The following is a 214-nucleotide window of genomic DNA, read 5'->3' on the forward strand; positions in this document are numbered from 1 at the left end:
GGGCAGTGATGCTCTGCTGGGAAAACACCTGGCGGGGAGTGCCCTGGGCTGGCGCGGCAACCTGAAAAAGGTGAGCTACGACCTGTTTGTCGGCGTCCCGCTGTCCAAACCTCCCCGGTCACGGCCGGCTTCAACCTGTATTGGCAGTATTAATTCAAATAACAAAGCTGCCCGTGGGTAGTGTTGTGTGGAGCAAACGTCATGAACACGCAGT

Annotated in this window: 1 pseudogene; it reads left to right on the plus strand. The window is 57.0% G+C overall.

Annotated elements, in window-relative coordinates:
• A pseudogene (locus tag SLS51_RS24055) lies at positions 1-153 on the plus strand (ShlB/FhaC/HecB family hemolysin secretion/activation protein); the annotation flags it as partial.
• Positions 154-214 lie beyond the last annotated feature (61 nt).

Source organism: Photorhabdus africana (assembly GCF_035181445.1).
In the GTDB taxonomy this organism is placed as follows: domain Bacteria; phylum Pseudomonadota; class Gammaproteobacteria; order Enterobacterales; family Enterobacteriaceae; genus Photorhabdus; species Photorhabdus laumondii.